We start from the raw sequence: 23,097 nt of genomic DNA on the forward strand, positions 1-23,097 counted from the left end.
GCCGCTCCTACAGGGGCGCGGTGTGAATCCTTCAGACCCGCGCCTTGAACAGCTCCTGATGCTGCCGGCACTGCTCGGCGGTCAGCATGAATACCCCGTGGCCACCGCGCTCGAATTCCAGCCAGGCGAAGTCCACCTCGGGATAGAGCGACTCGACGTGCACCTGGCTGTTGCCCACCTCGACGATCATCAGGCCCTTGTCGGTCAAGTGGTCGGCCGCCTCGGCCAGCATGCGCCGCACCAGGTCCAGGCCATCGTTGCCGCAGGCCAGGCCCAGCTCGGGCTCGTGGTGGTACTCGGCCGGCATGTCGCCGAAGTCCTCGGCATCGACGTACGGCGGGTTGGACAGGATCAGGTCGAAGCGCTGCCCCGGCAGGCCAGCGAAACCATCGCCCTGCACGGTGTACACCCGCTCATCCAGGCCATGGCGCTCGATGTTCTGGTTGGCCACCTCCAGCGCGTCGAAGGACAGGTCGGCCAGCACCACCTCGGCGTCCTGGAACACCTCGGCGGCGACGATGCCGATGCAGCCTGAGCCGGTGCACAGGTCGAGGATGCGCGCAGGCTCCGCGGCCAGCCACGGCTCGAAGCGTTTCTCGATCAGTTCGCCAATGGGCGAGCGCGGCACCAGCACCCGCTCGTCGACGATGAACGACATGCCGCAGAACCAGGCCTCGCCCAGCAGGTAGGCGGTAGGCACGCGCTCTTCGATGCGGCGCTTGAGCAGGTGCTGCAGGCGTACCGTTTCGTCATCCTCCAGCGCGCAGTCCAGGTAGCTGTCGGCCACCTCCCAGGGCAGGTGCACCGCGCCGAGCACCAGCAGGCGGGCTTCGTCCCAGGCGTTGTCGGCACCGTGGCCGAAGAACAGCTCGTGTTCATGGAAGCGGCTGACCGCCCAGCGGATATGGTCGCGCAGGGTGCGCAGGCGGGATGTGATCACGGGGTACTCCTTTTCAGACAGGACAAAAGTCTAACAGCCCACACCGCACATTTGTTTCCTCCGATAGCCAAACCGATAGCCACAAGCCAGCAACCACGCTGTCTGCGCTGTCAACCATTCACATTGACGTCAAGGCAAGGGAGAATAGGTATACAAAAGCCCTACCCAAGGAGCCCTTGATGTCCGTTCCAACCACGATGTTCCGCCTCACTGGCCGCGACTACCCGCCGGCCAAGCTGGGCCAAGCCAGCCTGATCGTCATCGACGCGCAGAAGGAGTACCTGAGCGGTCCGCTGGCGCTGTCGGGCATGGACGAGGCCGTGGCGAACATTGCCAGGTTGCTCGATGCCGCCCGCAAGGCCGGCCGCCCGATCATCCACGTGCGCCACCTCGGCACCGTCGGCGGTCGCTTCGACCCCCAGGGCCCGGCGGGCGAGTTCATCCCTGGCCTGGAGCCACTGGCCGGTGAAACCATCATCGACAAGCGCATGCCCAACGCCTTCAAGAACACCAAGCTGCACGAGACGCTGCAGGCCTTCGGCCCGCTGGACCTGATCGTCTGCGGTTTCATGAGCCACTCCAGCGTCAGCACCACCGTGCGCCGCGCCAAGGACTATGGTTATCGCTGCACCTTGGTGGAGGACGCCTCGGCGACCCGTGACCTGGCCCTGAAGGACACCGTGATCCCTGCCGCGCAGATCCACCAGTGCGAAATGGCCGTGATGGCCGACAACTTCGCCTGCGTCGCCCCCACCGCCAGCCTGGTCTGAGCCACGACCGCCCGGCGGACGGGCGGAACCCCAAGGTGACCCGCAGGTCGAAATCCGGATCAGCTCCACCAGATCCTGAGGAATTCGAATGAAGCTCAAAGGCAGTTTCGATGCCAAGCGCCTGCGCCAGCGCGAGCCGAGCAACTGGGGCGCGCGGGTTGCCGCCGCCCTTTCCGTGCTGCTGGCCACCCTGGGCATACTGCTCGCCATGGCCGGATTCGCTGGCCTGCTGGGCAATTACGCCGCGCTGGCCGAGCTCAATGCCAACCGCCCGCTGGCGGCGATTCTCGTCGTGGTCGGATTGTTGCTGCTGTGGATCGGCGTGCGCGTCTGGCGACGCAGCCGCATCCGCCTGCGCCGTGGCCGCGAACTGAACCTGTCGCCGCACCTGATGAAGAAGCACGACTGACAGACTTACACGTCCCCGTGTAGGAGCGGCCTTGTGCCGCGAAAGGGGTGCGAAGCAGCCCCAGGATTTGCGCTTCGATGCATAGATCGCCGGGGCCGCGTTGCGGCCCTTTCGCGGCACGAGGCCGCTCCTACACAAAACCGCGCGCAGCTCAGGGCTTCACTCCGACGCACAGTCGCGTAAACTACGCCGCCCACGTGGAGGCACCATGCAAGACGACGACTTTTCCCTCTTCCGCAGCCAAGTGCAGGGCGTCAAGCCGATCAAGCACGACCGCGCCGAAGTCGGCAAACCCAAGGCCGACCGCAAGCAACTGGCCGGCCTGCGCCAGGCGGCGACCGTCCGCAGCGACCAGCCGCTGGTGATCGACGGCCTGTCCGACCAGTTCGTCCTCGACGTCGGCGCCGAGGACGAACTGATGTGGCGCCGTGACGGCGTCCAGGAAACCCAGATCCGCAAGCTCAAGCTCGGCCAGATCGCCTTCGAGGGCAGCCTCGACCTGCACGGCATGAGCGTCGAGAAGGCCCGCGAGACACTGTGGGCCTTCATCGCCGAAGCGACCAAGCTCGAAGTACGCTGCGTGCGCGTCACTCACGGCAAGGCCGCGCGCCTGGACGGCAAGCGCCCGATGATCAAGAGCCACGTCAACACCTGGCTGCGCCAGCACCCGCAGGTGCTCGGTTTCGCCTCGTGCCAGGCCCGCCACGGCGGTACCGGCGCGGTGTACGTGATGCTCAAGCGAACCATGCTCGAAGGCCGCGACGAGTGACATCGCGCTTGCAGCGCCGCCGTCGTCGCCGTACCCTTCGTCTTTGCGAAATTTTCCACAGGTAGATCCATGTCCCTGGAACAGAACTACACCGCGATCCTCAGCCAGATCGGCGAGGACGTCTCCCGCGAGGGCCTGCTCGACACGCCCAAGCGGGCCGCAAAGGCCATGAAGTACCTTTGCCGCGGTTATGAGCAAACCCTGGAAGAAGTGACCAACGGCGCGTTGTTCACCTCCGACAACAGCGAAATGGTGCTGGTCCGGGATATCGAGCTGTACTCGATGTGCGAACACCACATGCTGCCGTTCATCGGCAAGGCCCATGTGGCCTACCTGCCCAAGGGCAAGGTGCTGGGCCTGTCCAAGGTGGCGCGGATCGTCGACATGTACGCCCGTCGCCTGCAGATCCAGGAAAACCTCAGCCGCCAGATCGCCGAGGCCGTGCAGCAGGTCACCGGCGCCGCGGGCGTGGCGGTGGTCATCGAGGCCAAGCACATGTGCATGATGATGCGCGGTGTCGAAAAGCAGAACTCGACCATGCTCACCTCGGTGATGCTCGGCGAGTTCCGCGACAACGCCGCCACCCGCAGCGAGTTCCTCAGCCTGATCAAGTGATCGGCCTGTGTCCCGAGCCGACCCCATGGGGTCGGCTTTTTCATTTCAGGAGTTGCCCATGATCGTCAAAGCCCTGCGGGTCGGCCTCGGCCAGCTAATCGTGTTCGGCGACTGGATCAGCCGCCCGGCGAAAAAGCAGCGCGATGCCGCGGCCCAGGCCCAGGTCGAGCAGCAGGCCAAGGGCCTGGCGCTGTACCAGTTCCACGCCTGCCCGTTCTGCGTGAAGACCCGTCGTACCCTGCACCGCCTGAACGTGCCGGTGGCACTGCGCGATGCCAAGAACGATGCCCAGCACCGCCAGGCGCTGCTCGAAGGCGGCGGCCGGGTGAAGGTGCCGTGCCTGCGGATCGAGGAGGACGGCAAGGTGAGCTGGATGTACGAGTCCAAGGACATCATTGCCTATCTGGACAAGCGCTTCGCGGCGGTCTGACAACACGTACGCCCCACACTGCAGGAGCGGCCTTGTGCCGCGAAAGGGTTGCAAAGCAGCCCCAGGATCTTCGCGTTGACGCATGGGCCGCCGGGGCCGCTTTGCGGCCCTTTCGCGGCACAAGGCCGCTCCTACAGGGGTGGGGCAGCAGCGAGTCAATCCACCATCGGCACATGCCGTGGATGACTGGCCACCCGCGCCAGCCAGGCTTTCACCGCCGGATATTCAGTCAGGTCAAAGCCGCCCTGATGCGCCACATGGGTATAGGCATACAACGCCACATCGGCAATCGAATATTGCTCACCGACCAGGTAGGGCGTCATTTCCAGCTGCTTGTTCATCACCTTGAGCGCCTTGTAGCCGCCCTTGTGCAGCCCCTTGTATTCCTCCAGCCGGTCCTGCGGCAACCCCAGGTAGAACTGGATGAAGCGCGCCACCGCAATGTACGGCTCGTGGCTGTACTGCTCGAAGAACTGCCACTGCAGCACCTGGGTGCGCAGGCGTGGTTCGCTGGGCAGGAACTCGCTGCCATCGGCCAGGTAGTTGAGAATCGCGTTGGACTCCCACAGGCAGGTGCCGTCCTCGAGCTTGAGCACCGGCACCTTGCCGTTGGGGTTCATGGCCAGGAACTCGGGGGTTTCGGTCTCGCCCTTGAGAATATCCACCGGGTGCCACTCATACGGACGGTCGAGCAGGCTCAGCATCAGCTTGACCTTGTAGCAGTTGCCCGACTGGTAATCCCCATACACCTTGTACATCGCCCCTCCCCTTTTTACGCAGTTGCGCAGTAATACCCCATAGTTGGCGACTGTACGGCTAAATGCAATGCCTGCTGTATGGCAAGGATCACGCCATTGCACGGTAGCCTGAAAAAACTGCTTACACCTGTACAAGGAATTCCCCATGACCGATGCCACCTCCGCGCGCCTGCGGCCGCTGGCGGACAGCTCCCCGTCGGCGGTCGTCGCCGGCTTCATCGCCATGCTCACCGGCTATACCAGCTCACTGGTGCTGATGTTCCAGGCCGGCCAGGCCGCCGGCCTCACCAGCGCGCAGATCTCGTCGTGGATCTGGGCCCTGTCGATCGGCATGGCGGTGTGCAGCATCGGCCTGTCGCTGCGCTACCGTACCCCGGTCACCGTGGCCTGGTCGACACCCGGCGCGGCACTGCTGATCACCAGCCTCGGCGGCGTCACCTACGGCGAGGCCATCGGTGCCTATATCACCTGCGCCGTGCTGGTGCTGATATGCGGCCTGACCGGCAGCTTCGAGCGCCTGGTGCGGCGCATCCCCGCCTCGCTCGCCTCGGCCCTGCTGGCCGGCATCCTTTTCAAGATCGGCAGCGAGATCTTCGTCGCCGCCCAGCATCGCACGGTGCTGGTGCTGGGCATGTTCTTCAGCTACCTGCTGGTCAAGCGCCTGTCACCGCGCTACTGCGTGCTGGCTGCGCTGCTGGTCGGCACGGCGCTGTCCGGCGCCTTGGGGCTGCTGGACTTCAGCGGCTTCCAGCTGGAGATCGCCACCCCGGTGTGGACCATGCCGAGCTTCTCGCTGGCGGCGACGATCAGCATCGGCATCCCGCTGTTCGTGGTGGCCATGACCTCGCAGAACATGCCCGGCGTCGCCGTGCTGCGCGCCGACGGCTACCAGGTGCCGGCCTCGCCGCTGATCTCGGCCACCGGGTTCGCCTCGCTGCTGCTGGCGCCGTTCGGCTCCCACGGCATCAACCTGGCGGCGATCAGCGCGGCGATCTGCACCGGGCCGCATGCCCATGAAGACCCGGCCAAGCGCTACACGGCGGCGGTCTGGTGCGGGATCTTCTACGGTATCGCCGGCACCTTCGGCGCGACCCTGGCGGCGCTGTTCGGCGCCCTGCCCAAGGAACTGGTGCTGTCGATCGCCGCCCTGGCGCTGTTCGGCTCGATCATGAACGGCCTGAGCGTGGCCATGGGCGAGGCGCGCGAGCGCGAGGCGGCGCTGATCACCTTCATGGTCACGGCGTCGGGGTTCACCCTGTTCTCGATCGGTTCGGCGTTCTGGGGGATCGTGGCGGGAGTGCTGACCTTGCTGATCCTGAAGCCCACCGCACGTCCGTTGTAGGAGCGGCCTTGTGCCGCGAAAGGGCCGTGCAACGGCCCCGGGGATTCAGTATTGACGCAAAGATCGCCGGGGCTGCTGCGCAGCCCTTTCGCGGCACAAGGCCGCTCCTACAGGGTCCTTCACAGCCTGAAGTGGCCAACCATGCTCTTGAGGTCGATCCCCAACTGCGCCAACTCGACGCTTGAGCGGGCATTGTCCTGCATCGCCAGCGCCGCCTGGTCGGCACTGCCGCGAATCTGCGTGACGCTACGGCTGATCTCCTCGGCCACCGAGCTCTGCTGCTCGGCCGCCGCGGCGATCTGCTGGTTCATCTGCTGGATCAACGACACCGCCGCGGCGATGCTGCCCAGGGCGCTCTCGGTCTGCAGCGTGTCGGCCACCGCAAGGCGCACCAGCTCGGTGCTGCCGCGAATCTGCGTCACCGACTGCTGGGCGTTGCCGCGCAGGCTGGCGACCAGGCGCTCGATCTCCTCGGTGGACTGCCGGGTGCGCCGGGCCAGGGCGCGCACCTCGTCGGCCACCACGGCGAAGCCACGGCCCTGCTCGCCGGCGCGGGCCGCCTCGATCGCCGCGTTGAGCGCCAGCAGGTTGGTCTGTTCGGCCACGCTCTTGATCACCTCGAGCACGTCACCGATGGTATGGATCTCGGCGCTGAGGCTGTCGATACCGCTGCTGGCGGTCTCGGCCGCCACCGCCAGCTGCTCGATGCGCTGCATGCTCTGGCGTACCACCTGCTGCCCCGACTCGACCTTGTCATCGGCATCCTGGGCCGCCTGGGCCGCCTGCTCGGCGTTGCGCGCCACATCGTGAACCGTCGCGGTCATCTGCTGCATGGCGGTGGCCACCTGCTCGGTCTCGTCCTTCTGGCTACCGACTTCGCGGTTGGTCTGCTCGGTGACTGCCGACAAGGCCTGGGCGCTGCCGGCCAGCTGATCGATGCCCTGTTGCAGGCCACTGACGATACCGGACAGCCCCTCGGCCATCTGCTGCATGGCCTGCAGCAGCTGACCGACCTCGTCGGCACGCGGCGGCTCGGCCTCGATACCCAGTTCACCCGCGGCAATACGCCGGGCACGGCTGATCACCCGCTTGAGCGGCGCGACCACGGCATGGGTGATCAACCAGGCCGCCAGCACGCCCACCAGCAGTGCCAGGGCCGTGGCCACGGCGATGGCCACAGTGTTGCGCGCAAGCTCCGCCTGCATGGCCTGCTCCTGGACGACGTAGGCCTGGTCGACCCGCGTGGTGACTTGCTCGGCCCGGGCCTGCAGCTGGTCCTTGATCCCCCGTTCCTGGCCCAGCAGGTCGGTGTATTCGTTGAGCTTCTCGGAGAAACTGGCGATATGCCCGGCCACTTCGCCCAGCACGCTCTGGTAGCCGGCGTCGGTCACCGCCGACTTGAGCTGCTCCACCAGGCTGGCCGCCTCCACTGTCTGGGCGATGCGCCCCTCGGCAACGGCCTCGCCGCCCTTGCGGCTCTGCTCCAGGCGCACCCGGGCCTCGTCCATCGCCTGCAGCATCAGCCGCGACACCTGCGCCACCTGCCCGGCCTGCTCGAGGAACTCGCTGCCTTGCTGGCCCTGGGACTGCTTGAGGGTATAGGTGCCGTCATCGGTCAGGCCGGCCTGCAGCACATCGAGGTTGTTGGCCACGCTCGACACCGACCAACTGGCCATGTCCAGCGCCAGCTCCTTGGCCTGCACCGCCTGGACGAACTGGTCGAAAGCCTGCCCGTAGGCGTTAAGGTCGGCCTCGGCCCAAGACAGCGCCGGCACCGCGCGGGCCCGCTCCACCAGCCCCTGCAGGCCAGTACGCAGGGCATCGGCCTCCTTGACGTCCGAACGCAGGGCGAAGGCCTGCTCGTGCTGGCGCAGCTTCAACAGGTCGGTATTGAACTGAGCCATCTGCCGCAACCCCTCGAAGCGCTGGCCGACGTTGGCCAGGGCGTACACACCGATGGCGGCCACCACCAGGGTGAGCAGCAACACCAGGGCAAAACCCAGGCCCAGCTTGCGCGCCATGCCCAGGTTGGCCAATACACCGTGCTTGGTCGCCGTCATCACCGCCCTCCTCGCCTTTGGCCCTCTGCCAACGGCAAGAGTGACAATGGCGCCGACCTCGTCACAAGGGCCGCGTGCGCGAATGGTGTCATTTAGCTATGAGCGTGTCGCTTTCAGACCGCCAAAGGTCGCCCCGCATGCCGAAAGAACGCCTGGGCCCGGGAATCCTGCCCATAGGCGACATTGATGCGCAGCCAGTCACTGGCCCGCCCCTGAGGATCGAAGGCGCTGCCCGGGGTAAGCAGCACCGCATGATCCAGCGCCAACCGCTCCAGCTCGGTAAAGTCGCGCCCGGGCACCCGGGCCCAGACGAACATGCCGCCGACCGGCTCGCAGAACACCTCCCAGCCGCAGGCCTCCAATTGCCCCAGCGTCCTGGCCCGGTGCTGCCCCAGGCGCAGCCGCAGGCGCTGCACACTCTTGCGGTAGCCGCCATTGGCGAGCATCTGCCCGACCACCTGCTCGGCGAAGCGCGAGGTGCCGATGCCGGCCACCATCTTCAGTTCGGCCAGGCGGGCGATCAACGGCGGGTCGGCCACCAGGTAGCCGACGCGCAACGAACTGCTGAGGGTCTTGGAGAAGCTGCCCAGGTAGATCACCCGCTGCTCGCTGTCGAGGGTCGCCAGGCGCGTGGCCGGGCCGTCCTGGAAGTCCGCGTAGAGATCGTCCTCGACGATCCGCAGGTCATGCTCGCGGGCCAGTTCCAGCAGGCGGTAGGCGACCTTCGGCGTCAGGCAGGTGCCGGTCGGGTTCTGGTACAGGCTGTTGATGAACAGGCAACGGGGCTGGTGCTCGGCCAGCAACTGCTCGAGCACCACCAGGTCCGGGCCAGTGGCGGTGCGCGGCACCTCGAGCATGCGCACACCGTGCAGGCGCAACAAGTTGTACAGGTTGTAGTAGCCGGGGCGCTCCACCAGCACCGTGTCGCCCGGTTTCAGCAAGGTCCGCACCAGCAGGTCGAGGGCATGGCTGGCGCCCTGGGTGGTGAGGATCCTCTCCGGCTCGGCGGCGATGTCCAGCCGCGCCAGCCCCTTGTGCAGTTGCAGGCGCAGGCTGGCCAGGCCCTGGGGCGGGCAGTAGTCGAACAGCGCCTCGGGCACGCCGCGGCTGACCTGGCGGATGGCCTGGGCCAGCTCGGCTTCGGCGCGCCAGGCCACCGGCAGCCAACCGCAGCCGAGCTTGAGCAATTGTTCATGCCCTTCGCGAAACTGCCGCCAACTGCCGTCGATCGCCTCGCCCCAGGGCTCGCCGGGGTCGGGCCGCAGGCCCGGCTTGCGCTCGGCGACGAAGAAACCCGCACCATGTCGCGCCTCCAGCCAGCCGTTGGCCGCCAGGCGGTCGTAGGCCTCGATCACGCAGGAGGCGCTTACCGACTGGGCCTTGGCCAGCGCGCGGATCGACGGCAGGCGTGCACCGGGACGCAGGCGCTGCTGTTCGATCCAGGCCTGCAGGTGCTCGGTCAGTTGCTGGACCAAGGGGATGGGAAGATCGCGATCAAGATGAAAATGCATGGCAAGTGTTCGCTGTTTTCAGGCAAACAGTTAAGCATAAATGCCCCGCGAGTGTGCCTTGGCGAGCACCGCTGCCAAGGCCGATGCTGCCAGTCACTGTCACTGCCTTGCGGATCCGTCCCGATGCCCACTCGTAATGCCCCTGCCCTGCTGGCTTTCGCCCTGTGCCTGATCACCCTCGCGGTGAACCTGCAGGCCCCGCTGTACATCACCTACGCCGACCTGTCCGGGCAAGGCGCGGCGGCGACCGCCGTGGCCTTCTCCGGCTATGTGCTCGGCGTGCTGCCGGTGCTGCTGGCCCTCGGCGGCCTGGCCGACCGGGTAGGTCGGCGCCCGCTGATCCTGGTCGCGCTAGCCCTGTCGATGGCCGCCACGCTGCTCATGCTGCTGGCGCCGAGCCTGCAGATGCTGGGCCTGGCGCGCCTGTTCCTGGGGCTGGGCACAGGCCTTGCCTCGGCCACCGCCACCGCCTACATGAGCGAACTGATGGCGCCGGATGCCGGTGGCCGCGCCGCCACCTGGGTCACCGCCAGCACGTCGCTCGGTTTCGGCCTGGGCGCGGCACTGACCAGCCTGTTCCTGCTGAGCGGGCCGACCCTCACCCCCGGCAGCTTCCACCTGCAGCTGGCGCTGGCCGCCGTGGCCCTGCTGCTGGTCTGGCGCCTGCCCGACCCTCGCCCGGCGCAGCGCAGCGCCATGCTGCGCCTGCCCTGCTACCCCGCCGGCAGCCTGGCCTATGGCCTGGCGATCCTGCTGGCCTGGGCCTGTGTCGGGCTGGTGATCGCCCTGCTGCCAGGGATCCTGCGCCAGCACGGGCTGAGCGCCTGGTCGGGGTTCTCGACCTTCTGCGTGATCAGCTGCGGCTTGCTGTTCCAGCCACTGGTCCGGCGCATGGCCAGTGCCCGGGCGACCTTGCTGGGGTTGCTGATCCTGCCGTGCAGTTACGCGCTGCTGGCCTGGGGGGCTGACAGCGGCAATCTGCTGGGTGTGCTGTTGGGCGCCATGGCCGCGAGCAGCGCCTGCTATGGCTTCATCTACCTGGGCGGCTTGGCGGCGGTGAATCAGTTGGCCGGGAGCGAGAAGACCCGGGCCAGTGCCGGGTTCTTCCTACTCGCCTACCTGGGGTTCAGCCTGCCGGTGATCTTTACCGGGCTGCTCAGTGATCGGCTTGGCTCGCGCACGGCGCTGGAAGTGTTCGGCGGCGTCCTGCTGGTGGGCTGTGCCGCCGTGGCATTGGGCCTGTGGAAAACCTCGCGGGCCTCTTCGCGGGTGAACCCGCTCCCACAGGGACCGCGCTGATGCCAAAAATACTGCTCAAATCGCCAACGCGCCGCCATCGACGGTCAGGCTGTGCCCCGTCGTGAACGCTGCGCCATCGCTGCACAGGTACAGCACCGCACTGGCGATCTCCTCGACCTTGCCGATGCGCCCGACCGGATGCATCGCCGCGGCGAACTCGGCCTTGCGCGGATCGGCCTCGTAGGCGCGGCGGAACATGTCGGTGTCGATCACCGCCGGGCACACCGCGTTGACCCGGATGCCCTTCTTCGCATACTCGATGGCCGCCGACTTGGTCAGGCCGATCACCGCATGCTTGGACGCCGCATAGATGCTCATCTTTGGCGCCGCCGACAGGCCGGCTACCGAGGCGGTGTTGACGATGGCGCCGCCGCCCTGGGCCAACAGCAGGGGCAGTTGGTACTTCATGCACAGCCACACACCCTTGACGTTGACCCCCATGATCGCGTCGAACTCCGCCTCGCTACCCTCCGCCAGGCGCCCCTTCTCGATCTCGATACCGGCGTTGTTGAAGGCATAGTCGAGCCGGCCATAGGCCGTGATGACCTGCTCATGCAGCTGACGCACGTCGTCGTCGCGGGTGACATCGCAGGCGACGAACAGCACCTCGCCGCCAGCCTGGCGAATCAGCGCCACGGTGGCTTCACCGCCGGTCGCGTCACGGTCGGCCACCACCACCTTGAGCCCTTCGGCGGCGAATGCCTGGGCCGTCGCCCGGCCGATACCCGCCGCGCCACCGGTGACCAGGGCAACCTGGCCGGAGAAAGTCATGCTCATCACTGGCTCCTGCAAAAGGATGGGAAGTCGTGGCTGAGTCTAGTCAGGGCACCGCCGGGCTGGGCAGCATCATCAAGGGCACGGTTGGACTACTATCGTTCGCGGTGATCTTGCGTGACGCGGCCCATTCAACCCGCCGATCATCACCCCTCACACTCGTTCAGGAGAACTCGCCATGCCCCACACCAACCGCCGCTTCCTGCTGACCCGCCGCCCGGTCGGCGCCGTGCGTCGTGACGACTTCACCTACGAGCAGGTGCCCGCCAGCGAGCCGGGCGAAGGCCAGGTGCTGGTGAAAAACCTCTACCTGTCGCTGGACCCGGCCATGCGCGGCTGGATGAACGAAGGCAAGTCGTATATCCCTCCCGTGGGCCTGGGCCAGGTCATGCGCGCCCTCGGCGTCGGCGAGGTGGTCAGCTCCAATCACCCGGACTACAAGCCCGGCGACCATGTCAGCGGTGCCCTTGGCGTGCAGGACTACTTCACCGGCGAACCCCAGGGCCTGCATCGGATCGATCCACGCCTGGCGCCCCTGCCCCGCTACCTGTCGGCACTGGGCATGACCGGCATGACCGCCTACTTCGCCCTGCTCGATGTCGGCCAGCCCAAGGCCGGCGAAACCGTGGTGATCTCGGGTGCCGCCGGCGCGGTCGGCAGCATTGCCGGGCAGATCGCCAAGCTCAAGGGCTGCCGCGTGGTGGGCATCGCCGGTGGCGCGCAGAAGTGCCAGTACCTGCTGGATGAGCTGGGCTTCGACGGGGTCATCGACTACAAGGCCGAGGACGTGCTGGCCGGTCTCAAGCGTGAATGCCCCAATGGCGTGGATGTGTACTTCGACAACGTCGGCGGCGACATCCTCGATGCCGTGCTATCGCGCCTGAACTTCAAGGCCCGGGTGGTGATCTGCGGCGCCATCAGCCAGTACAACAACAAGGAGGCGGTCAAGGGCCCGGCCAACTATCTGTCGCTGCTGGTCAACCGTGCGCGCATGGAAGGCTTCGTGGTGATGGACTACGTCAAGGAGTACGGCAAGGCCGCGCAGGAAATGGCCGGCTGGCTGGCCAGCGGCAAGGTGAAGAGCAAGGAGGATGTGGTGGAGGGCCTGGAGACCTTCCCCGAGACGCTGCTCAAGCTGTTCAGCGGGGAGAACTTCGGCAAGCTGGTGTTGAAGGTCTGAGATCAGCAGCCAGGCGCTTTGTGGGAGCGGGCTTGCCCCGCGATGGCGATTGCCTGGGCTGATGCCATCGCGGGGCAAGCCCGCTCCCACAGTCCCTGATTCAACCGCGGATTTCAGCCACCACGGCAGCCAGCGCCTGGGCCGGATCTGCCGCCTGGCTGATCGGACGCCCGATCACCAGGTAGTCGGAACCGGCGTCCAGCGCCTGGCGCGGAGTCAGGATCCGGCGCTGGTCATCCTGGGCGCTGCCCGCCGGGCGAATACCCGGGGTCACCAGCTGCAGCGACGGGTGCGCCGCCTTCAGTGCCGGCGCTTCCAGCGCCGAGCACACCAGGCCGTCCATGCCGGCTTTTTGCGCCAGCGCCGCCAGGCGCAGCACCTGCTCCTGCGGATCGACATCCAGGCCGATGCCGGCCAGGTCCTCGCGCTCCATGCTGGTCAGCACGGTCACGCCGATCAGCAGCGGCTGCGGGCCGCTGCGCTTGGCCAGCTCTTCACGGCAGGCCGACATCATGCGCAGGCCACCGGAGCAGTGCACGTTGACCATCCACACACCCATCTCGGCTGCGGCCTTGACCGCCATGGCGGTGGTGTTGGGGATGTCGTGGAACTTGAGGTCGAGGAACACTTCGAAGCCCTTGCTGCAAAGGGTTTCAACGATACCTGAAGCGCTGCTGGTGAACAGTTCCTTGCCCACCTTGACCCGGCACAGGGCGGGGTCGAGCTGGTCGGCCAGCTTCAGGGCGGCGTCACGGGTGGGGAAATCCAGGGCGACGATCAGGGGCGTCTGGCAGGCGGACATGGGCAGGGTCTCTTGGCAAGTCGTAAACGGCGCGCATTGTAAACGAAGTGACGCGGGGTTTGGGGGCCGTGGGTCATGAGATTTGGCCCGGGCGGGGGCGGCTCCTATAATTGAACCAACGGCTGCGGCAATGGCTCGAATGCCATGTAAGCGGTGCCCTGTACGCTTTCAGGAGAATCTCGATGCCTTGGTATGCCTGGTTGATACTGCTTGTTGCTCTCGGGTCGATTGTCGGCGGGTTGATGCTGCTACGGGATACGGCGAAGAAGTTGCCGTTGACGGAGGAGCAACTCAAGAAAGTGCATGAGCGCAATGCTGAGGCCGATGCAAAGGACGCGGCAGATCGTTGATAACGATGACAACCTGTAAAATCCGGCCGACGCTTGATCGGCCGGATACGCCCGTGCCTACTCGACCGTCAATTTCTCACGATTGCGTTCAAGCAATGCTTTGCCGATCCCTTGGATCTCCAGCAGCTCATCTACAGTCTCAAACGGACCATGAGCCTCACGATAGGCCACTATAGCTTCAGCCTTGGCTTTGCCGATGCCGTTCAGTTCCTTTTGCAGCGTCGGGGCGTCCGCAGCATTGAGATCCACTCTCTGGGACTTCAAGCTACCCTCCGACTCTGCCGCGACTACCACTGGCGTAGAGTTGACGGCGGATGTGGGTGCAGCGGAAGCAGAAACGGAGAAACCCGCAAAAAGCGGTAGGAAGAGGTAAGAAAGGATGGTATTGCGCATGATGCTCACTCCTGTGGCGGGATGGGGCAGCATTTCCGTGGCTGCCCCGAAAACCTAGCGCATCCGGAGAAACACTGGCGCAATCAAAGTTTTCAAGATTTGACCTGCACAAGCAGGGCAATCCCCCCATCCCAACCGTCCCTATTGGAAGAGACGGCGCCACGATCCTTTCATGCGGGTTGTGGCGCTATTGCCGACCCAGCCCTTCCCTGCTTCCTACAAAGCTGGCAAGCATTTCCACAGGACACTAGACCCGTCGCTGTTGATAAATCCAGTCGACGATTTCGCCATCAGGCGCGTATCCGCTGACCGTTTCGCGAAGCAACTGTCGAACCCGCGGATAATCGTCTTTCTCGATGGCAGCGATCAGGTCGGCAATCTTCACCTTGAGCACGTCCCAAGACAGGTAGTCTTCATTGGCGCTCATGATCATCGAGTGCGTCGTCGGAATCACGTTCTCACCGATCAGCAGTTCCTCGTAGAGTTTTTCGCCTGGACGCAGGCCTGTGAACTCGATGGCAATCTCCCCAAGGGGGTTCTTCTCCGAGCGCACGCTCAGGCCGGACAAGTGGATCATCTTTTCTGCAAGCTCGACTATACGGACCGGCTCCCCCATATCCAGCACGAAAACATCCCCGCCGACCCCCATGGAACCGGCCTGGATAACCAGCTGAGCGGCTTCGGGAATGGTCATGAAGTAACGCGTGATCTTCGGATGGGTCACCGTCAATGGCCCCCCCGCTTTGATCTGCCGATAGAACAGAGGAATGACCGAGCCAGACGAGCCGAGTACATTGCCGAAACGAACCATGGTGAAACGCGTCTTGTTCACCTGGGCAACATTCGTGCTGTCCGAAAACAACACCGGTGCAGGCTCCTTGCTCAATGCCTGCAACACCATTTCAGCCAAGCGCTTGGTGCTACCCATGACATTGGTGGGACGCACTGCCTTGTCGGTCGAGATAAGCACGAAATTGGCGACCCTGGCCTGCAAGGCAGCCTGGGCGGTGTTCAAGGTGCCTATCACATTGTTCAGCACGCCCTCGGCAATGTTGTGCTCCACCATGGGTACGTGCTTGTAAGCCGCAGCGTGATAGACCGTGTCGACGCGCCAGCTCTGCATGACGTCCAGCAACAGGGAAGGGTTTCGAATCGATCCTAGAATTGGCACCAGTCGCACGGACAGGGATTCTCGAGCGATACGGCGCTCAAGTTCGCCCAAAATACAATACAGGTTGTACTCGCTGTGCTCGAATAACAAGAGCGTGGTCGGTCCGCATGAAAGAATCTGTCGGCACAATTCAGAACCAATCGAGCCGCCAGCACCCGTGACGAGCACCGCCTTGCCGCTGATACAACGCTCCAGCAGTGCCTCCTGAGCCGGAACCGCATCTCGCCCCAGCAGGTCGGCAATATCCACTTCCTGGATGTCATCGACCTGGACACGACCGCTGGCCAGGTCCATGAAGCCAGGAACGCTGCGCACGTGCAGCGGAAAGCCCTCGAGGTAATCCAGTATTTCCCGGCGCCGGGCGCGCGTGGCGGACGGTACCGCCAACAGCACTTCCTGGATGCCACAGACATCTATGAGCTTGTTGATATCACCGGGGCTGTATACCTGCAGGCCGGAAATGATCCGATCCGTGATCGCGGGATCGTCGTCGATAAACGCCGCCGGCCGCATCACCCGCCCCATGCGCAATGCCGCAACCAGCTGGTTACCGGCCGCGCCCGCTCCGTAAATAGCTACCTTGGGCAAGCCATCTTCGCGATTGGAAAAAGGCACATGGCGCGCGGCGGCGAACCAGTCCCCCAGGAAGTACTGGCGCATCGCCAGACGCAGCCCACCGATCATGATGAGGCTGAGCCACCAGTAGTTGAAGATAATGGAGCGCGGCACCACCGCATTACGGTTGCTGTACCAGTAAAGGGCCAGCGTCAAAAACAGCGATGCCAGGCTTACCGCCTTCATGATGACCACGAGCGCGTCATTGCCGAAATAACGCATTACCGCGCGGTACATGCCGAAGCGAATGAACAGCGGGATGGCGAGGGCAGGCGCCGCGATGAACAACCAGGGATGCGTGGTGATCGGATTGCCCATCTCGTCCAGCCCCAGACGTAAGGCGAATGCCAACCAGAGGGCCAGCCAAACCAGCACGATATCGGCTGCTACCTGAATCAGGCGCTTACTGCCACGGGGCAAATCCAGAAGATAGGATCTAAGCTTGCCCATCGCTCCGTCAAACATCACTTTTTATCCTTTGAAGCGGCCTTGTCAGCCGCATGGCGGCAATACCGCGCCCGTTGAAGAGAGAGACCGTCGCTCACCGCACTTCGGGTTTCCCGGCATCGAATCGAAGTGCGAGCAGCACCAGGGGCACATAGGCCAACAGCACCCCGACCAAACCGTCGAGCCCCAGGCAAGCCACGGCCCATGCGATCGGCATCAACCATACCGCGTTGATAACCAGTACCGAGAGCGTGATCGGCAGATGCCGGCCGAAACGACGACTGGCGTACTGGTAGGCATGAGTACGGTGCGCTTCGTAAACCTTCTGTCCACGCAATAGACGCCTGATCAGCGTCAGCGTCGCGTCCACGATGAACACTCCCAGGATGATGAGCCAGGCCCAGAACAGGCGACTATCGACCCATGCTGCCTGCAGCGACAGCGCTCCCAGCGTGATACCCAGGAAACCGCTCCCGGCATCACCCATGAAGATCCGCGCTGGAGGAAAGTTCCAGTACAGGAATCCGGCAACAGCCAAGCCCAGCGCCAGTGCAGGCCAGACCAACTGCACATGGCCTGCCGCTACATAGATAATACACATGACAAGCGTCGCACTACAGGCTTCCACGCTTGCGAGTCCATCGATGCCATCCATGAAGTTGTAGAGGTTGAGCATCCATACAAGGTACAGCGCGGCGAATACGATACCGGCCCACCCCAGGTCCAGCTCCATGCCCAACAGGCTGACCGGAGGAAAACCATTCAACCAGTAGAGCGCCCAAAGAGCAGCGATGAAGTGACCGAGCAGCCGCCAACGGGCCGCGATATGTCCATGATCATCCATGAACCCGATGATCGCCACCAATGCCCCACTGCCTAGCAAGGCTATGCCTGCATCGAAGCCAAGCAGCCCTAGCATCATGGCAACGGGTAGCGCCAGCAGGAAACTGACGACGATCGCGACACCTCCGCCACGCGGTGTGGGTTGGGTGTGCGAGCTCCGGGCGTTAGGTACGTCGATCAAACTGTGCGAAAGCGCATAACGGCGCAGCAGCCCAGTGACAATCAGGGAGACGCCTGCAATCAACGGTAGGGTAAATAGCCAAACATCCATTAGAAACACCTGGTCGATACAATGATCACTTCGCAAATCTCAATCACGCTGATAGTCCTGCCCGGTGGCAACCAACGCCTGGCGTGCCGATGTCCGCGGCACCCACCCCAGACTGCGGGCCTTGCGGTTGTCGATTTCCAGCGATCCGCACAACTGGGTGCGCAGCGATGCCTTGCCAACCAAAGACAACAGGCCGCCAAGCAGCGCTTCGGGCACAGGCAGGTTCACGACTCGTCGCTGCATCCCCTCGCCAAGCCAAGCAGCAATGTCACGCGTGCTCACTGCCTCGTCATCGGCGACCAGGAAACACTCGTTTGCCGCATCGGGCCGCTCGGTAGAGAGCAGAATGAAATCCACGAGGCTGGCCAGCGACACCATGTTTCGCCGATTGCGTACAAGGCCGAACGGCAGAGGCATACCGCTTGCCACCAGTTTCAGCAAGCGCTGGAAATTCCCTGGGGCGTGAGCGGCATAAACCAGCGGTGGACGAACAATCACATAGTCGGTGGCAGAGCCCGCCAGGCAGTCCGCCAGTTCCTGTTCCGCTTCCAACTTGGAGATTGCATACGGCGCGTGAGGCCGAACATCACTGCGTTCATCGAAAGGTCGGCCTTCAGTATGTGAGCCATTGACCCCGATGGAGCTCAGGAACACGAATCGCCTGACACCCGCGTCACGCGCATATTGCGCAAGCCGAACCGTGGCGTCACGGTTGACCCGGCGAAACTCAGCCAACGGGTCGGCCGCCGAATCGTTGAGCAAATGAGCACGACCAGCCAGGTGAACCACACAATCAACCCCAGCCAGCGCCTTCCTGAGAGCAGGCTCGTCGTCCAGATCACCCCGCACCACCTCCACGCCAGGAAGAGTCCAATCAGAACGCACCAAGGCAATGACCTGGTCTGCCCGATCGAGCAACGCACGGCATACCGCCTGACCGATGAAACCGCTTGCTCCGGTCACCAGAACTTTCATGAACACTCCTTTTCAAGGATTTCATCCAACCAGCCTTCAAGCCGATAGCGCTGATAGATCGCTGCATCCACATCCGTATAGGCGGCTTCGAGGAAACCTGCGGGCACGATCGGGGCGTTTCGATCGATGACACATATGTTGTCTTCGTTGAAAAAATCGTAAGCCCGCACACTGGCATTGGTGGTGATCAGTTTCTTGCGCGCACCGAGTGTTTCCAACGTACGCATGGTCAGCCCCGTCTGCTGGGGATGCTCAATGTCAAGGACAGCCGTGGAACCGAAGAATACCGATTGCACATCGGCCTTTGTCAGCGGATCGAAGCGGAACGACGACTTTTCAGCAGACCTGAAGCCAGGATTGATCAGTCGGTAAAGCCAGAAAACCCAAGGCGCCTGCAGGTAGAGATACCAGTAGCGACGAACTGATGGCGCCAGCCCCGCTGACACCTTCGAGACGATGGAATAGCGATCGGTATGCGCCGTGCCGATAAAGCTGATGTCCCATTGCTTTTCGGCCACGCGAGGGTTCTCGAAGCCGCTGGAGAAGAACAACGGCCGGAAGTGAATGCCATGGTCGAGCGCATCCTGACGGTCAAACGTGAACGCATGATCGAAATAACGCAAGTTGGCGACTACATCCTTGCGATTGCCGAACGAATCCCACATGTAGAGGAAGAAACGGGCGTTCGGAAATTGTTCCCGCCATTGCTCCAGAACATGACTGGACAGGGTCTGCCCATTGACCACGAATACATAATCGTAATCCGCGTTCACGTCTGTGTGGCGTTGGTAATAACGCTGCGCGGCTCCGATAACCCACTGCCGACGCCAACGTGTCAACGCTTTGAGAAACGCCGACGCAAAAGGACGGTCGAGCAGAAAATCAACCTTGGCCCCCCGCCGCTCCAATTCGCTGCGGATGTCTTGCTCGTACCCGAAGAACTGCGGTGCCACCAGCAGGACTTTCTTGTCTGACAGAGATAATTTCACGCCTGCTATCCCGCTGCTTCAAGATCTTTGCCGGAATTCCTCCGGCTACCGCGTTGTCCGGTACCGACATGAGCAAGACTGCATTGGCGGCCACCGTTACTCCATCACCCAGGCGAATCCCCCCCAGAACCTTGGCCCCCGCACCCAGCATCACATCATTGCCGATGACGGGTCGATGAGCTTCGTCGTAGGTAAAGTCCAGGTCCCGGGCGCCAACGGTCACACCCTGATAAATAACGGCATTGCTGCCGATACTCACCGCGCCAATCACGGTGCCTTGGGTGTGCGGGAAAAACAGTCCAGGGCCGATCCGGCACGACACCGCGATCTCGATACCGAAGACCATGAAATTCAACAGCGAGAACACCTTGGCCAATGGCGACAGGTGGACACGCTGGCAGGCGTGAGCCAGCCGATACAGCAAGACAGGCGCGAACCTTGGGGACAGCATGCCCAGGCTCAACCGAAGCCGCGATACATTGGGTTCGGCGCCAAACAGGGCGCGGTGTCTTCTTGCATCGGCCAACAGAAGTGAGGCCAATCCGATATCATCCAATTTCACGGTGCGCCTCAGTTCATGAGCTTGCGTTCACGAAGTTCCCGATTGGCTTTCTCCAGTTGATCTTCGGGAAGCGGCTGACTGCTGACCCACTTGGCAAAGCGCTGCAGGCCTTCCTTGAGGGATACTTTGGGAGTGAGACCAAGCAGCGTGCGCAGGCGCTCGATGTCGGCATAGTTATGGCGAATATCGCCGACGCGGAACTGCCCGGTCACCGCGACATTCGGCGTTTTACCGAAAGCGCGAGACAGCTCTGAAGCGACTTCCTTCACCGATGTGGCCAAGCCACTGCCCACGTTGATCGCGGTATCAGGCGCCTTCTCGACCGTCACCGAAGCCAGCAGCGCGTCGGTAACATCATCCACATGAACAAAATCGCGGCTCTCTTCACCGTCTTCGAACAGAGGCAACTGTGTATCGCGACGGATCTTGGTAGAGAAGATGGACAGAATGCCGGTGTAAGGATTGTTCAGGGATTGACGCTCGCCATAGACGTTCTGCAGGCGCAGAATCGCGTAGCCCAGGCCCATGGCCTGACAACCGATACGCACCAGGTCTTCCTGGGCGTACTTGGTTGCCGCGTAGATGGAGGCTGGCGAAATCAGATCGTCCTCACGCGTGGCGACCAACTGCAATGCCGCTCCGGTCTCGCTGCACACCGGATCCCAACGCTGTTCGCGCAACTGCTCCGCGCTCCGTGCACCTGGATACGCGCGCGCACCAGTGGTCGGGTGAAGATAGGCGCCTTCACCATAGATCGAACGACTCGAGGACAGGACGACGCGTTTGACCTGGTGCTCGCCAAGCTTGCCGAGTACATCAAACATGAGCGCCGTGCCCTGGCTGTTGACCTCGTTGTAGCGAGCGATCTCGTACATTGACTGCCCAGTTCCGGTCTCCGCAGCCAGGTGCACGATCGCATCGATACCTTGCAGGGCACGCTGCCAATCCTCGCGAACAGTGACGTCACCGCGAATGAATTCGATGCCCGGCCCTTGCAACCACTCAAGGTCACGCGGGACCGTACCGTGAATCTGCGCCGAGAGAGAGTCCAGCACCCGAACACGATGGCCACATGCCACTAATTTCGGAATGAGATGGGACCCGATGAAACCTGCACCACCAGTGACCAGAACGTGTTGCGACATGTATATCTCCTGAAACTCAGTACGTCCGCGGACTATCAGCGCGCTCGGCCAGTTGCTTCGCCGCTGGCGTTATTAGTAGGCGCTTGAGTCGACAAGCGCTAAAGAAAAGGATTGCCAGAACGAACTGGAAAAGTACCGGCAAAATAAAAAACATATCATAAAAAATGGAGAATATTAAGATCTGGAATGCCACGGCGTAGGCAAAGACCCCCCATGGACGCCTCTTTCGCGCTACCGCATAGGCCAAGCAGCAACAGAACTGCACGAAGGCCGCGAGAAAGAACGCACCGACCGCACCGAAGTCGGAAATATAGCCTGAATAAAAGGTTGCCGCATTCAGGTTGTTATCAACAAAGACAAACAGGTCATTACGCCCATCAAAGCCGAGCCAAAGTTTGATAGCGCTAGGCAGCAGATTATACAGCGAATACCCAAAACCGTAGGCAGGCTGCACGGTTTCAATATTGAAAAACATGTTACTCATACCCGAGGTCATGTAAACATAGAACCACAGGAAACCGCTGGGCAGCGCAGAAAAGAAGTCGACGTAGGGCGGCTCAACCAAGTAGAAAAACGGATTCACCACTTGACGCAAATCCCCGACATAACCAAAAAGGAAAACAGCGGCGAGTGCACTCAATAGCAAAACAAAGATAACTTTAAGGTTTAGCCTGCGCATCAGGAAGAATACCGCGGTGATCTGCACGACGACACTGAGCAGAATACCCCGCCCGAGCATCAGTACAGGCCAGCACGCCAGCAACAGCAGCATGAAGATAATCACTCGACGTGGCCGCACGAAATACAGGTAGGCCAGCGCCGTCACCAACTGCAGGTACATGGCATTCATGATCCCGTGGAACGAAGGAATGCCGAAATCCGTGTACAGTCGGCCATCGCCGACCCAGTTCCAGTACAGCGGAAAACCCCGTTGCACGTAAATCTCGAAACAGGTGCCTAAAAACCAGAGAACGAACAGGATCTTCGCGTAGGTCTTTGCAGCCTGCCGATAGTCCAATGCTTGAGTGGGGCTGATGCGAGGAATCGGACGACCTGCCACCATCAGCAAATAGAACAGGCCCATGCTCAGCATATTGAGCAGCACCAGACTCAGGCCCAGCACATTGAATGGCACAAGATTGGAGGTAGCGCCCAAGGAATAGAGCAATAACACTCCACCCCAAACCGATCCGAAGATGACGACAGGATTACCCATGTTCTCAGCCCGCCATCCGCTTGAGCACATATTTCAAGCGCTTGGTCGCCGCTCCCATGAGCCATCGACCATCCGGCACGTAACGGTTGAAGCAGGCTGCCGCAACCCCTACGTTCTGCGCATCGAAAATTGCCTTGACCCTGTCAGGATAGCGCTCAGCGTAATCGCGAATGATCGGCGCTGTGCTGTCAGTGGATGCATCATCGGCCACAACGATGTTAACGTGCGGAAGAAGCGAATGAAGAGCCGCAGCGATATATTTTTCTACTTTACAAACCGGCATCATGACACTGATCATTGCCATTACGCGGGGTACTCCTTAGCTAGTATGACGCCGTTTGCCGGTTTACATCTTTTTAATGTAACGAGCAGCCACAAAGGCGCAGAAGAAAGAATAAATCGTATAGCTCACCACCAGCAGCAGCCAATACTCTTGAATGATCGGGGCAAGCGCCCCGATC

Annotated in this window: 24 protein-coding genes and 1 pseudogene; 9 read left to right on the plus strand and 16 right to left on the minus strand. The window is 62.7% G+C overall.

All coding sequences use genetic code 11. The features are described from left to right. Positions 1-31: 31 nt before the first annotated feature. Positions 32-940 (minus strand): 50S ribosomal protein L3 N(5)-glutamine methyltransferase, encoded by a 909-nt coding sequence (prmB, locus tag VUG52_RS20005; protein ID WP_028691769.1) that lies wholly within the window; start codon positions 938-940, stop codon positions 32-34. Positions 941-1,119: 179 nt separating this feature from the next. Here prmB and VUG52_RS20010 point away from each other — a divergent pair, with 179 nt between their 5' ends. The 5 genes from VUG52_RS20010 to VUG52_RS20030 all read left to right on the plus strand — a co-directional run bounded on the left by VUG52_RS20010 (position 1,120) and on the right by VUG52_RS20030 (position 3,933). Beyond that, positions 1,120-1,710 carry a cysteine hydrolase family protein gene (locus VUG52_RS20010; RefSeq protein ID WP_050704637.1) on the plus strand — a complete coding sequence of 197 codons (591 nt, stop codon included), beginning with the start codon at positions 1,120-1,122 and terminating at the stop codon, positions 1,708-1,710. A gap of 88 nt (positions 1,711-1,798) precedes the next feature. After that, positions 1,799-2,119 carry a hypothetical protein gene (locus VUG52_RS20015; protein ID WP_050704636.1) on the plus strand — a complete coding sequence of 107 codons (321 nt, stop codon included), beginning with the start codon at positions 1,799-1,801 and terminating at the stop codon, positions 2,117-2,119. Between the two features lie 208 nt (positions 2,120-2,327). After that, positions 2,328-2,888 carry a Smr/MutS family protein gene (locus VUG52_RS20020; protein WP_331832002.1) on the plus strand — a complete coding sequence of 187 codons (561 nt, stop codon included), beginning with the start codon at positions 2,328-2,330 and terminating at the stop codon, positions 2,886-2,888. Positions 2,889-2,957: 69 nt separating this feature from the next. Then, the gene (gene folE / locus VUG52_RS20025) at positions 2,958-3,503 is read left to right on the plus strand and encodes a GTP cyclohydrolase I FolE (RefSeq protein WP_050704634.1); all 546 of its coding nucleotides are present in this window, start codon (positions 2,958-2,960) and stop codon (positions 3,501-3,503) included. A gap of 58 nt (positions 3,504-3,561) precedes the next feature. Next, entirely contained in the window at positions 3,562-3,933 is a 372-nt protein-coding gene (locus VUG52_RS20030; RefSeq protein WP_280081784.1) for a glutathione S-transferase N-terminal domain-containing protein, read from the plus strand. Positions 3,934-4,088: 155 nt separating this feature from the next. Here the strand turns inward: VUG52_RS20030 and VUG52_RS20035 are convergent, their stop codons facing one another. Next, entirely contained in the window at positions 4,089-4,691 is a 603-nt protein-coding gene (locus tag VUG52_RS20035) for a glutathione S-transferase family protein (protein ID WP_050704632.1), read from the minus strand. Positions 4,692-4,836: 145 nt separating this feature from the next. Here VUG52_RS20035 and VUG52_RS20040 point away from each other — a divergent pair, with 145 nt between their 5' ends. Then, on the plus strand, positions 4,837-6,033 hold the full coding sequence (locus tag VUG52_RS20040; protein ID WP_331832003.1) for a benzoate/H(+) symporter BenE family transporter: 1,197 nt from the start codon (positions 4,837-4,839) through the stop codon (positions 6,031-6,033). Between the two features lie 119 nt (positions 6,034-6,152). On the opposite strand, the gene VUG52_RS27320 is transcribed toward VUG52_RS20040, so the two are convergent. The 3 genes and pseudogenes from VUG52_RS27320 to VUG52_RS20050 form a co-directional block, all read right to left on the minus strand. Next, complete coding sequence (locus VUG52_RS27320; RefSeq protein ID WP_423812666.1) at positions 6,153-7,025, minus strand: methyl-accepting chemotaxis protein; 873 nt, start codon at positions 7,023-7,025, stop codon at positions 6,153-6,155. Beyond that, positions 7,011-8,093 (minus strand): annotated as a pseudogene (locus VUG52_RS27325) (HAMP domain-containing protein); the annotation flags it as partial. The pseudogene VUG52_RS27325 and the gene VUG52_RS27320, both read right to left, overlap by 15 nt. Before the next feature lie 113 nt (positions 8,094-8,206). Continuing rightward, complete coding sequence (locus VUG52_RS20050) at positions 8,207-9,604, minus strand: aminotransferase-like domain-containing protein (protein ID WP_331832004.1); 1,398 nt, start codon at positions 9,602-9,604, stop codon at positions 8,207-8,209. 123 nt (positions 9,605-9,727) lie between these two features. On the opposite strand from VUG52_RS20050, the gene VUG52_RS20055 reads away from it, so the two are divergent. After that, on the plus strand, positions 9,728-10,903 hold the full coding sequence (locus tag VUG52_RS20055) for an MFS transporter (protein ID WP_331832005.1): 1,176 nt from the start codon (positions 9,728-9,730) through the stop codon (positions 10,901-10,903). A 15-nt stretch (positions 10,904-10,918) separates the two neighbouring features. On the opposite strand, the gene VUG52_RS20060 is transcribed toward VUG52_RS20055, so the two are convergent. Beyond that, positions 10,919-11,680 carry an SDR family oxidoreductase gene (locus VUG52_RS20060; protein ID WP_262974195.1) on the minus strand — a complete coding sequence of 254 codons (762 nt, stop codon included), beginning with the start codon at positions 11,678-11,680 and terminating at the stop codon, positions 10,919-10,921. A 175-nt stretch (positions 11,681-11,855) separates the two neighbouring features. Between VUG52_RS20060 and VUG52_RS20065 the strand changes: the two genes are divergently transcribed. Next, the gene (locus VUG52_RS20065; protein WP_050704626.1) at positions 11,856-12,857 is read left to right on the plus strand and encodes an NADP-dependent oxidoreductase; all 1,002 of its coding nucleotides are present in this window, start codon (positions 11,856-11,858) and stop codon (positions 12,855-12,857) included. Positions 12,858-12,957: 100 nt separating this feature from the next. On the opposite strand, the gene pyrF is transcribed toward VUG52_RS20065, so the two are convergent. Next, positions 12,958-13,659 (minus strand): orotidine-5'-phosphate decarboxylase, encoded by a 702-nt coding sequence (pyrF, locus tag VUG52_RS20070; RefSeq protein ID WP_046856603.1) that lies wholly within the window; start codon positions 13,657-13,659, stop codon positions 12,958-12,960. 182 nt (positions 13,660-13,841) lie between these two features. On the opposite strand from pyrF, the gene VUG52_RS20075 reads away from it, so the two are divergent. Beyond that, on the plus strand, positions 13,842-14,009 hold the full coding sequence (locus VUG52_RS20075) for a DUF2897 family protein (protein ID WP_082337674.1): 168 nt from the start codon (positions 13,842-13,844) through the stop codon (positions 14,007-14,009). Positions 14,010-14,066: 57 nt separating this feature from the next. Here VUG52_RS20075 and VUG52_RS20080 read toward each other — a convergent pair whose 3' ends face one another. The 9 genes from VUG52_RS20080 to VUG52_RS20120 form a co-directional block, all read right to left on the minus strand. Continuing rightward, complete coding sequence (locus VUG52_RS20080; protein ID WP_050704625.1) at positions 14,067-14,402, minus strand: ComEA family DNA-binding protein; 336 nt, start codon at positions 14,400-14,402, stop codon at positions 14,067-14,069. Between the two features lie 247 nt (positions 14,403-14,649). Next, entirely contained in the window at positions 14,650-16,638 is a 1,989-nt protein-coding gene (locus VUG52_RS20085; RefSeq protein ID WP_050704667.1) for a polysaccharide biosynthesis protein, read from the minus strand. Between the two features lie 91 nt (positions 16,639-16,729). Continuing rightward, on the minus strand, positions 16,730-17,749 hold the full coding sequence (locus VUG52_RS20090; protein ID WP_050704624.1) for an MraY family glycosyltransferase: 1,020 nt from the start codon (positions 17,747-17,749) through the stop codon (positions 16,730-16,732). A gap of 39 nt (positions 17,750-17,788) precedes the next feature. Beyond that, positions 17,789-18,724 carry an NAD-dependent epimerase/dehydratase family protein gene (locus VUG52_RS20095; protein WP_050704623.1) on the minus strand — a complete coding sequence of 312 codons (936 nt, stop codon included), beginning with the start codon at positions 18,722-18,724 and terminating at the stop codon, positions 17,789-17,791. Further along, positions 18,721-19,713: a hypothetical protein gene (locus VUG52_RS20100; RefSeq protein WP_050704622.1), complete on the minus strand. Its 993-nt coding sequence runs from the start codon at positions 19,711-19,713 to the stop codon at positions 18,721-18,723. The genes VUG52_RS20095 and VUG52_RS20100 overlap by 4 nt, the downstream gene beginning before the upstream one ends. After that, positions 19,607-20,275: a serine O-acetyltransferase gene (locus VUG52_RS20105; RefSeq protein ID WP_331832007.1), complete on the minus strand. Its 669-nt coding sequence runs from the start codon at positions 20,273-20,275 to the stop codon at positions 19,607-19,609. The genes VUG52_RS20100 and VUG52_RS20105 overlap by 107 nt, the downstream gene beginning before the upstream one ends. 8 nt (positions 20,276-20,283) lie before the next feature. Next, a complete protein-coding gene (locus VUG52_RS20110; protein ID WP_050704621.1) occupies positions 20,284-21,420 on the minus strand; it encodes an NAD-dependent epimerase/dehydratase family protein in 1,137 nt (378 codons plus the stop codon). A gap of 16 nt (positions 21,421-21,436) precedes the next feature. Then, positions 21,437-22,636, minus strand: coding sequence for an O-antigen polymerase (locus tag VUG52_RS20115; protein WP_162232954.1), 1,200 nt, complete (start codon positions 22,634-22,636; stop codon positions 21,437-21,439). Positions 22,637-22,640: 4 nt separating this feature from the next. Next, the gene (locus VUG52_RS20120) at positions 22,641-22,940 is read right to left on the minus strand and encodes a glycosyltransferase family 2 protein (protein ID WP_050704619.1); all 300 of its coding nucleotides are present in this window, start codon (positions 22,938-22,940) and stop codon (positions 22,641-22,643) included. Positions 22,941-23,097: the final 157 nt, after the last annotated feature.

The sequence above is a fragment of the Pseudomonas sp. LH21 genome, assembly GCF_036549575.1.
GTDB lineage: Bacteria > Pseudomonadota > Gammaproteobacteria > Pseudomonadales > Pseudomonadaceae > Aquipseudomonas > Aquipseudomonas peradeniyensis.